At 71.1% G+C, this 9,730-nt stretch carries 11 protein-coding genes and 1 pseudogene; 4 read left to right on the top strand and 8 right to left on the bottom strand.

Annotation, left to right across the window (positions count from 1 at the left end; translation table 11 throughout):
- Nucleotides 1–306: 306 nt before the first annotated feature.
- Nucleotides 307–1,025 (top strand): annotated as a pseudogene (locus tag AC2VNT_RS05255) (RtcB family protein); the annotation flags it as partial.
- Nucleotides 1,026–1,049: 24 nt separating this feature from the next.
- Here AC2VNT_RS05255 and AC2VNT_RS05250 read toward each other — a convergent pair.
- Entirely contained in the window at nucleotides 1,050–1,514 is a 465-nt protein-coding gene (locus tag AC2VNT_RS05250; RefSeq protein WP_486945848.1) for a hypothetical protein, read from the bottom strand.
- Nucleotides 1,515–1,852: 338 nt separating this feature from the next.
- Nucleotides 1,853–3,349, bottom strand: a complete 1,497-nt coding sequence (gene gatB / locus AC2VNT_RS05245; protein ID WP_486945847.1) for an Asp-tRNA(Asn)/Glu-tRNA(Gln) amidotransferase subunit GatB — start codon at nucleotides 3,347–3,349, stop codon at nucleotides 1,853–1,855.
- 36 nt (nucleotides 3,350–3,385) lie between these two features.
- Here gatB and AC2VNT_RS05240 point away from each other — a divergent pair, with 36 nt between their 5' ends.
- Nucleotides 3,386–4,018, top strand: a complete 633-nt coding sequence (locus AC2VNT_RS05240) for a hypothetical protein (RefSeq protein ID WP_486945846.1) — start codon at nucleotides 3,386–3,388, stop codon at nucleotides 4,016–4,018.
- Nucleotides 4,019–4,029: 11 nt separating this feature from the next.
- Here AC2VNT_RS05240 and tenA read toward each other — a convergent pair whose 3' ends face one another.
- Nucleotides 4,030–4,698, bottom strand: coding sequence for a thiaminase II (gene tenA / locus AC2VNT_RS05235; protein WP_486945845.1), 669 nt, complete (start codon nucleotides 4,696–4,698; stop codon nucleotides 4,030–4,032).
- 335 nt (nucleotides 4,699–5,033) lie between these two features.
- Between tenA and AC2VNT_RS05230 the strand changes: the two genes are divergently transcribed.
- The gene (locus AC2VNT_RS05230; protein WP_486945844.1) at nucleotides 5,034–5,420 is read left to right on the top strand and encodes a DUF2237 family protein; all 387 of its coding nucleotides are present in this window, start codon (nucleotides 5,034–5,036) and stop codon (nucleotides 5,418–5,420) included.
- Nucleotides 5,421–5,430: 10 nt separating this feature from the next.
- On the opposite strand, the gene AC2VNT_RS05225 is transcribed toward AC2VNT_RS05230, so the two are convergent.
- From AC2VNT_RS05225 to gatC, 5 genes are all read right to left on the bottom strand, one after another.
- Entirely contained in the window at nucleotides 5,431–5,829 is a 399-nt protein-coding gene (locus AC2VNT_RS05225) for a type II toxin-antitoxin system VapC family toxin (protein ID WP_486945843.1), read from the bottom strand.
- Nucleotides 5,826–6,062 (bottom strand): FitA-like ribbon-helix-helix domain-containing protein, encoded by a 237-nt coding sequence (locus AC2VNT_RS05220; protein WP_486945842.1) that lies wholly within the window; start codon nucleotides 6,060–6,062, stop codon nucleotides 5,826–5,828. The genes AC2VNT_RS05225 and AC2VNT_RS05220 overlap by 4 nt, the downstream gene beginning before the upstream one ends.
- Before the next feature lie 57 nt (nucleotides 6,063–6,119).
- The gene (locus tag AC2VNT_RS05215) at nucleotides 6,120–7,151 is read right to left on the bottom strand and encodes an ATP-dependent 6-phosphofructokinase (RefSeq protein ID WP_486945841.1); all 1,032 of its coding nucleotides are present in this window, start codon (nucleotides 7,149–7,151) and stop codon (nucleotides 6,120–6,122) included.
- Nucleotides 7,152–7,253: 102 nt separating this feature from the next.
- The gene (gene gatA, locus AC2VNT_RS05210; RefSeq protein ID WP_486945840.1) at nucleotides 7,254–8,747 is read right to left on the bottom strand and encodes an Asp-tRNA(Asn)/Glu-tRNA(Gln) amidotransferase subunit GatA; all 1,494 of its coding nucleotides are present in this window, start codon (nucleotides 8,745–8,747) and stop codon (nucleotides 7,254–7,256) included.
- Entirely contained in the window at nucleotides 8,744–9,043 is a 300-nt protein-coding gene (gene gatC / locus AC2VNT_RS05205; protein ID WP_486945839.1) for an Asp-tRNA(Asn)/Glu-tRNA(Gln) amidotransferase subunit GatC, read from the bottom strand. The genes gatA and gatC overlap by 4 nt, the downstream gene beginning before the upstream one ends.
- Nucleotides 9,044–9,088: 45 nt before the next feature.
- On the opposite strand from gatC, the gene AC2VNT_RS05200 reads away from it, so the two are divergent.
- On the top strand, nucleotides 9,089–9,730 hold a 642-nt coding region (locus AC2VNT_RS05200; protein WP_486945838.1), incomplete at its 3' end, for an ACT domain-containing protein.

The following is a 9,730-nucleotide window of genomic DNA, read 5'->3' as shown; positions in this document are numbered from 1 at the left end:
GAACGAGCGGGGATCGCCCAACACCGCGCTGGCGCTGCGGCCCGCCTGCTCGTGGGAGGCCACAGCCTGCGTAAGCGCCCGTTCAAACTCGCGGGTTGCCGTCGATACGAAATCGCGGTCGGCCCCCTCTAGCGACACGGTCATCCGTGATCCTCCTTCCGTCAACACTGTCAATAGTACGATGCAGCGTCAACGCCGTCAACATGCACTATGGTCGCCGGCCTACACCGGCGCGCCACTGGACTTGATCGCCAACGGAGACCGGATTCTCCCTCCGGCCCCTTCCCGTGCGCGGCCCACTCCTGCACCCTGGGCGGCGGCAACCATTTCATCGAGGTCTGCCTGGACGACGAGGACCGGGTCTGGCTGACACTGCACTCCGGGTCGCGCAACATCGGCAAGAAGCTGGCCGAGCGGCACATCTCGGTGGCCCAGGAGCTGCCGCACAACGCCGACCTGCCGGACCGCGACCTGGCCTACTTCCTGGCCGGGTCGGCGGAGATGGCGGCCTACCGCTACGACCTGACCTGGGCGCAGGACTACGCAGCGCGCTCCCGGCAGGTGATGATGGCGCTGCTGCGCCGGGTGGTGCGCGACCGGTTCCCGGCGGTGGAGTTCCGTGACGAACTGAACTGCCACCACAACTACGTCGGGCACGAGACCGTCGACGGCCAGGAGCTCGTCGTCACCCGCAAGGGGGCGATCCGGGCCGGCTCCGGCGACCTGGCGCTGATCCCGGGCAGCATGGGCACCGGCAGCTACATCGTCCGCGGGCTGGGCAACCCGGAGTCACTGTTCTCCGCCTCGCACGGGGCGGGGCGGCGGATGAGCCGCAACAAGGCGCGCAAGACCTTCACGGTCGACGATCTGGCCGCCCAGACCGCCGGCGTGGAGTGCCGCAAGGACGCCGGCGTGGTCGACGAGATCCCGGCGCCTACAAGGACCTGGACTCGGTGATCGCGGCGCAGTCCAACCTGGTGGAGGTGGTGGCGCGGTTGCAGACGATCCTGTGCGTGAAGGGCTGACGCGTCGCGCCCAAGGCGGCGGGGCTACCCCTCCCCGTTGCACGCCTTGTCCAGGCCCTGCTGATCGATGTTGGCGTGTAAGGAGTCCATCGGGGACCACGCGTGAGTGGTCAGCCGGCGCATCTCGGTGCGCTTGTCCTTGACGAAGATATGGGCGAAGACCGCGACCATCAGCGGCTCCTCGTTCTTGATCTGCGGATCGAATTCGTCGAGCGCCTGGTTGATCACTTTGGCACGCTCGCCGATCAGGGTGTCGATGTCGGGCGTGTTCCAGTCCCACCCGTCCGGCAGCGCCGGGGCGTCGTCCATCTTCGCCCTGGCCTTCTGCCACGCCTGGCAGGTTGTGGTGCCCGGTGCCGCGGCGAGGTCGTCCTGCGTCGACGACGACGGTTGGCTTTCGTTGTGGTCACCGCCCCCTCGCCGGGTCAGCAGGATCACCGCGCCCACCACGACGGCAGCGATCGCCACGATCGCTCCGACGACGATCACCGGGTGCCACTGCCGGCCCGGCCGTCGACCCGGCGGCGGTCCGGGGAACGGCTACTGCCCACCCGGCGGCGGGAACTGCCCGGCCGGCTGCGCCGGGTACGGACTCGGCACGTCGCTCATGACCGGAATGTTACGCAGCGAGCTTCGACCCAGGCTGGAAAACCGCGGCCCGGGTACTTCGGCGCGCGGAGGGCCAAGGCGACCGGCAGCCGAAGACGCTCTGGCAGAGCAGTCGCGAGCGGTCGATGCCGATGGCGGTGAGCCGGACGTGGTGGATGCAGCCAGCGGCAATGGGCATGAGCCAGCGGCAATGGGCATGTCGCCACCACTATCCGCGATCAGCTGCAGGCGGCCAGCACCAGCTCGCGCACCCGCGCGGCGTCGGCCTGGCCCTTGGTCGCCTTCATCACCGCGCCGACGATCGCCCCGGCGGCCTGAACCTTGCCGCCGCGGATCTTCTCGGCCACGTCCGGGTTGGCGGCCAGCGCCTCGTCGACGGCGGCCTGGATCAGCGAGTCGTCGCGCACCACCGCCAGCCCGCGGTCGGTCATCACCTGCTCCGGCTCGCCCTCGCCGGCCAGCACCCCCTCGACCACCTGGCGGGCCAGCTTGGTGGTGAGCTTGCCGGAATCGACCAGCCCCACCACCGCGGCGACCTGCTCCGGGGTGATGCCCAGCGCGTCGAGTTCGACGCCGGCCTCGTTGGCCTTCTGCACCAGGAAGTTGCCCCACCAGGCGCGGGCGGCCTCGCTGGGCGCCCCGGCGGCGACGGTGGCGGCGACCAACTCCACCGCTCCGGCGTTGACCAGGTCGCGCATCACCTCGTCGGAGACGCCCCACTCGTCCTGAATCTTCTTGCGGGCCAACCACGGGTACTCGCCGATGGTCTCGCGCAGCCGTTGGACGGTCTCGGCGCTGGGCGCCACCGGTTCCAGGTCGGGTTCGGGGAAGTAGCGGTAGTCCTCCGCGGTCTCCTTGGTGCGTCCCGGGCTGGTGTGTCCGGCTTCGTGGAAGTGTCGGGTCTCCTGGGTGACGGTGCCGCCGGCGGACAGCACCGCGGCCTGGCGACGCATCTCGTAGCCGACCGCCACCTCGACGCTCTTCAGTGAGTTGACGTTCTTGGTCTCGGTTCGGGTGCCGAATTCGGTTGCGCCGGCGGGCTTCAGCGAGACGTTTGCGTCGCAGCGCATCGACCCCTGGTCCATCCGCACGTCGGAGACGTCCAGCGCCCGCATCAGGTCGCGCAGCGCGGTGACGTAGGCGCGGGCGATCTGCGGGGCGCGTTCGCCGGCGCCCTCGATGGGTTTGGTGACGATCTCGATCAGCGGCACCCCGGCCCGGTTGTAGTCGACCAGGGATTCGGTGGCGCCCTCGATCCGGCCGGTCTCGCTGCCGACGTGGGTCAGCTTGCCGGTGTCCTCCTCCATGTGGGCGCGCTCGATCTCCACCCGCCAGCTGGTGCCGTCCGGCAGCGGGACGTCCAGCTGGCCGTTGACCGCGATCGGCTCGTCGTACTGGGAGATCTGGTAGTTCTTCGGCTGGTCGGGGTAGAAGTAGTTCTTCCGGGCGAACCGGCCCCACGGGGTGATGTCGCAGTTCAGCGCCAGCCCGATCCGGATCGCCGACTCCACGGCGGCGGCGTTGAGCACCGGCAGCGACCCCGGCAGCCCCAGGCAGACCGGGCAGACCTGGGTGTTGGGCTCGGCACCGAACGTGGTGGCGCAGCCGCAGAACATCTTGGTCGCGGTGGAGAGCTCGACGTGCACCTCCAGGCCCAACACCGGGTCGAAGCGGGCGACGACGTCGTCGTAGTCGAGCAGTTCTGCGGCGGTCATGTCGCTGAGTTTAGGGGTGATGGTTACCCTCGACGAATGAGGCGTGCGGGATTGGCGGTTGTCGCGACGCTGCTCACCCTGTCGGGTACCGCCGGTCCGGCCGCGGCCCAGCCCGGCACCGAGGTGATCAACGTGGTGGCCGTCGACCCCGACGGCAAGCCGATGAACGGCTACTGGGAGCCGCAGACTCCGGTGCCGCCGGAGAGCGGAACCAGCGGCTGCACCGCGTCACCGTTCGCGGTCGGCGACGACATCTACGCCTGCAGCTCCCCGCCCGCGGCCGCTGCCTACGTATGCTGGCAGTCGCCGCCGAACGCGCTGCTCTGCCTGCCCGACGTGTGGAGCAGGCAGCTGCACCGGCTGGCCATCGGCGAGCCGCTGCCGCCGGTGACCGCGCCGGCCGACCCGCAACCGTTCGCGCTGGAGCTGGACGACGGCGCGCACTGCTATCCGCGCTGGGGCGGCGGCTGGGCCGGGCGCGACGACGGGTACGACGTGGCGTACCGGTGCGGGTCGCAGGCGGTGCTGAACAAGCCCGGCCAGCCGGCGGTCGACCGCGCCGCGCCGTCGTGGAAGGTCCAGGTCGGCGCCGTCGGCCCGGGCGCCACGCTGCCGCCGCCGACCACCCGCACCGTGCACACCGCCTGGTTCGCCGGCCTCATCCCATGATCCGGTCAGGTTCAGACCGGCCAGTCCTCCAGCCGGTAGGCCGCGTCCCAGAACATCCATTCGTAGCGCGCGGTGGTGTGAAAGTGGTTGCGCATCAGGTCGATTTCGGTCTGCGATGCCTGCGCGCCGATCCGGTCGGTCACCGTTAGCACCGCGTCCACCACCGCCCGGTACTCGTCGCCGGCGTACATGTCGATCCAGCCCTGATACAGCGGATCGGGCGAACCGCTGTCTTGCAGCCGCCGGCCGACCTCGGCGTAGATCCAGTAGCAGGGCAGCACCGCGGCCACCGCCTCGGCGTAGCCGCCGCCGTGCGCGGTGGCCAGCAGGTAGCTCAGGTAGGCGCGAGTGGTGGGGCCCACCGGCAGGGCGGCGGCCCGCGCGGCGGTGAGGCCGAGCCCGTCGAGCAGCCCGGCGTGCAGCTGCCGCTCGGCGGCGATCGCCCCGCCGGCGTGGTCGAGGAACATCGCCAACTCGTCGGGGTGCGGCGCCTTGGCCGCGCACAGCGCCAGCGCGGCGGCGTAGCCACGCAGGTAGTGGGCGTCCTGTACCACGTAGTGGCGGAACCGCTCGCGGGCCAGCGAGCCGTCGGTGAGGCCGGTGAGGAACGGATGCTCGCAGATCCGACGGTAGATGTCGGCGGCGTCCGCCCAGAGCAGGTCGCACGTCGACTCGCGCATAGCCCACGGTAACCGGGGCGCGCACCGAACCGTGGAGATATATGCCTTGCTTCGCGTATATATATACTGGATGGCCAAGCATCTCGTCGACCTGGATGAGTAGGCGCTCTCCGCGACCCGCGCCGAGTTCGGCACCGCCTCGATCAGGGAAACCGTCAACGCGGCGCTGCTCCAAGCCACCGCCGACCGGCAGGCGCGGGTCCGCGCGCAGCTGGATGCCCCGAATGGGATCGGCTGATCGCCGCGGTGACCGGTCAGCCGTGCCGATGGGTGGTCCCGGCCGGGAGCCTGGACTGATCCTGACGCACGGGCCGGATCGCTACACTTCGGCACTGATGGCTGATCTCAACGTGCTCGGCGGGCCGCTGCAACCGTGCGGCATGGATCCGATGACCGGGTTCTACCGGGACGGCTGCTGCAGCAGCGGCCCGGAAGACATCGGCCTGCACACCATCTGCGCGGTGGTCAGCGAGGAGTTCCTGGCCCATCAGCGCTCGATCGGCAACGACCTGTCGACTCCCATGCCGCAGTACCGGTTTCCCGGCCTGCGGCCCGGGGATCGGTGGTGTGTGACGGCGGTGAACTGGCTGCGCGCGCACCAGGACGGCTGCGCGGCGCCGGTGGTGCTGGCCGCCACCCACCAGCGCACGCTGGCCGTGGTGGACCTGGACGTGTTGCGGCCCTACGCGGTCGACGTGCCCGACGATCTCAGTGAGATGTGAGCCGCCGGCCTTACAGCAGCTGAACGTCGACGTCGGGGCGCACGTGTTCGGCGGCGCGGGCCAGCCGGATGTCGAAGGTGACCAGCGGGGCGTCGTAGATGGTCGCAACAGTGAGATAGGCGGCGTCATAGCTGGAGATGTTGTGTCGCATGTCCCAAATCGCCTGCAACATCGCGGTATCCAGCTGCACGTACTCGAACTGCAGGCCGATGAACGTCTGGAAGACGGCATTCACATCGGTCAGTCGGCCGTCGCGGCCGGCTTTCCCCAACGCCCGCAGCACCTCCAACGGCAGCTGCTCCGGCGCCGCCCAGGTGTCGTCGGCGAGCAGTGCGGCGCGCGCCGCATCGCCAGGCCCCGTCGCACTCGCCAACGCCATCACGACGACGTTGGCGTCGACGACGATCAATCGTCGCCCGCACGGCCGCGGCGGATCTCGTCGACCACCTCGTCGGCGCTCAGGTCCAGGGTGCGATGCCCGGCCAGGCCCGCCAGCAGTCGGGCATTGCGTTCGGCGCGGAACTCGCGCTCCAACAGCGCCCGCAGGTAGACCTGGGTGGACTGACCGCGGGCGGCGGCGCGGGCCGCGATGGCGTCGCGCACCTCTTCGGGAACGTCCTTGATCTGGATGGCGACCGACATGGGTTCCATGTTACATGCACATGCCATGTGCATGTATTTGCTACCCGACGAACTTTGCTACCCGAAGAACGCGGCCGCGTCGTCGTACCGGGACTGCGGCACCAGTTTCAGCTGGCGCACCGCGTCGGCCAGCGGCACCCGGTCGATGTCCTGGCCGCGCAGCGACACCATCGTTCCGTACTCGCCGGCGTGCGCGGCGTCGGCGGCGTTCACCCCGAACCGGGTGGCCAGCACCCGGTCGTAGGCGGTCGGGGTGCCGCCGCGCTGCACGTGGCCGAGGACGGTCACCCGCACCTCTTTCTTGACCCGCTGCTCCAGCTCGACGGCGAGCTGTTGGGCCACCCCGGTGAACCGCTCGTGACCGAACTCGTCGAGACCGCCGGCCCGCAAGTCCATCGAGCCCGGCGCCGGCTTGGCGCCCTCGGCGACCACGCAGATGAAGTGCGACGAGCCGTGCTGGAACCGCTTCTTGACCAGCCGGCACACCTCGTCGACGTCGAACGGCTGCTCCGGGATGAGGGTGGCGTGCGCGCCGCTGGCCAGCCCGGCGTTCAGCGCGATCCAGCCCGCGTGCCGGCCCATCACCTCCACCAGCATCACCCGCTGGTGCGACTCGGCGGTGGAGTGCAGCCGGTCGATGGCGTCGGTGGCCACCTGCAGCGCGGTGTCGTGGCCGAACGTGACGTCGGTGCAGTCGATGTCGTTGTCGATGGTCTTGGGCACCCCGACCACCGGGACGTTCTCCTCGGCGAGCCAGTGCGCCGCGGTCAGCGTCCCCTCCCCGCCGATCGGGATCAGCACGTCGATGCCGTTGTCGTCCAGTGTCTGCTTGACCTGGGCCAGCCCGGCCCGCAGCTGGTCCGGGTGCACCCGGGCGGTGCCCAGCACGGTGCCACCCTTGGCCAGCAGCCGGTCGTTGCGGTCGTCGTTGGCCAGCTGGATGCGCCGGTTCTCCAGCAGGCCACGCCAGCCGTCCTGGAAGCCGACCACGCTCGAGCCGTACCGGGCGTCACAGGTGCGCACCACCGCCCGGATGACCGCGTTCAGGCCGGGACAGTCGCCGCCGCCGGTGAGCACTCCGATCCGCATGGGTTCATCTTGCCGGGTTGCGCGCGCCGAGCAGACGTAAAGTCCCCCAATACGCCGAGTTTTCGGGGGTCTTAGCGTCTGCTCGCGGAGAAAAGGGGGCGGCTAGACAGCCGCGGGCAGCGGCCCTCGGGCCGCCTCGTAGGCCGTGCCCACCCGGTAGAGCCGGTCGTCGGCCAGCGCCGGCGCCATGATCTGCAGGCCCACCGGCAGCCCGTCGTCGGCGGAGAGCCCGGACGGCACCGACATGCCGCAGTGCCCGGCCAGGTTCAGCGGCAGCGTGCACAGGTCGAACAGGTACATGGCCAGCGGGTCGTCGACCTTCTCCCCCAGCTTGAACGCCGTGGTCGGGGTGGTCGGCGAGACCAGCACGTCGACCGACCGGTACGCCTCGTCGAGGTCGCGGGCGATCAGCGTGCGGACCTTCTGCGCCTGGTTGTAGTAGGCGTCGTAGTAGCCGGCCGAGAGCGCATAGGTGCCGAGCATGATCCGCCGCTTGACCTCCGGGCCGAACCCGGCCGCCCGGGTCAGCGCCATCACCTCCTCGGCGCTGTGCGTCCCGTCGTCGCCGACCCGCAGCCCGTAGCGCATCGCGTCGAAGCGGGCCAGGTTGGACGAGACCTCCGACGGCAGGATCAGGTAGTAGGCCGGCAGCGCGTAGTCGAAGTGCGGGCAGTCCACCTCGGCGACGTCGGCGCCCAACGTGGCCAGCTGCTGCACCGCGGCGTTGAACGAGGCCAGCACGCCCGGCTGGTACCCCTCACCCTGATGCAGCTGGCGCACCACGCCGATCCGCACCCCGGACAGGTCGCCGGCCGCCCCGGCCTTCGCGGCGCCGACCACGTCGGGCACCTCGGCGGCCAGCGAGGTGGAGTCGCGGGCGTCGTGTCCGGCGATCACCGCGTGCAGCAGCGCGGTGTCGAGCACGGTGCGCGCACACGGCCCGCCCTGGTCCAGCGACGACGCACACGCCACCAGGCCGTAGCGAGACACCGTGCCGTAGGTGGGTTTGACGCCGACGGTGGCGGTGAGCGCGGCCGGCTGCCGGATCGAGCCGCCGGTGTCGGTGCCGATGGCCAGCGGCGCCTGGAACGACGCCAGCGCGGCCGCGCTGCCGCCGCCGGAGCCGCCGGGCACCCGGTCGGTGTCCCACGGGTTGCGGGTGAGCTGGTAGGCGGAGTTCTCGGTGGACGAGCCCATCGCGAACTCGTCCATGTTGGTCTTGCCCAGGATCGGGATGCCGGCGGTGCGCAGCCGCTCGGTCACCGCGGCATCGTACGGCGGCCGCCAGCCGGCCAGGATCTTCGAGCCGCAGGTGGTCGGCGCGTCGACGGTGGTGAACACGTCCTTGAGCGCCAGCGGCACCCCGGCCAGCGCGGACGGCAGCCGCTCCCCGGCGGCCCGGGCGGCGTCGACGGCGGCCGCGGCGGCCAGCGCTGCCTCGGCACCGACATGCAGGAACGCGCCGTACGCGGCGTCGGTGGCGGCGATCCGGTCCAGGTGCGCCCGGGTCACCTCGACCGAGGAGACCTCGCCGGCGGCGATCCGGGCGGCCAGGGTGGCCGCGTCGGCGCGGGTCAGGTCGTCGACCGGGCTCACTGGCCCTCCCCGAGGATCTGCGGCACCGCGAACCGGCCGTCTTCGGCCTTCGGCGCACCGGCCAGCGCCTGCTGCTGGGTCAGGCCGGGCGTGACTTCGTCCGAGCGGCTGACGTTCACGTCTTTGAGCGGGTAGTCGGTGGCTTCGACGCCGGTGACGTCGACGGCCTGGATGGCGCCGACATGGGTCAGGATGGCGTCGAGCTGGCCGGCGAAGTGGTCCAGCTCGGTCTCGGTCAGCGCCAGCCGGGCCAGCCGGGCCAGGTGGGCCACCTCGTCGCGAGAGATATGGGACACGAGGGGAAAGCCTAGCCTGGCGACGGCTGTGCGACAGTGTTGGCCGTGCCCACCTACCTGCTGCGAGTCCAGCTCACCGACCGGCCGGGCAGCCTGGGCGGGCTGGCCGTCGCGCTCGGCTCGGTGGGCGCCGACATCCTGTCGCTGGACGTCGTCGACCGCGGCGCCGGATACGCCATCGACGACCTGGTGGTCGATCTGCCGGCCGGGTCGATGCCGGACGTGCTGATCACCGCCGCCGAAGCGCTCAACGGGGTGCGGGTGGACAGCCTCCGCCCGCACAGCGGGCTGCTGGACGCCCACCGCGAACTCGAACTGATCGACCACGTCGCCGCCGCCGGCCGATCGGCCCGGCTCCGGGTGCTCGCCGCCGAGGCGCCGGCGGTGCTGCGGGTGAGCTGGTGCCTGGTGCTGCGCGATGCGGTGGGCCGGCTGGAGCGCCTGGCCGGCAGCGACGGGGCACCGCAGACCCAGCCGGTCACCGTGCCGGTGCTGCCGATCGAGCACGCCGCGCGGCTGGACGGCCAGGCCGAATGGGTGCCGCAGCTCTGGCGGGAGATGGGCACCACCCTGGTCGCGGCGCCACTGGGCGGTCCGCGCACCGCGCTGCTGCTGGGCCGGCAGGCCGGCCCCGATTTCCGGCCCGCCGAGGTGGCCCGGCTGGGCTATCTGGCCGGGATCGTGGCC

Source organism: Mycobacterium sp. TH-M15 (genome assembly GCF_057473705.1).
The sequence above is the reverse complement of the archived record's forward strand: the minus strand, read 5'-3'. Positions and strand labels throughout refer to the sequence as shown.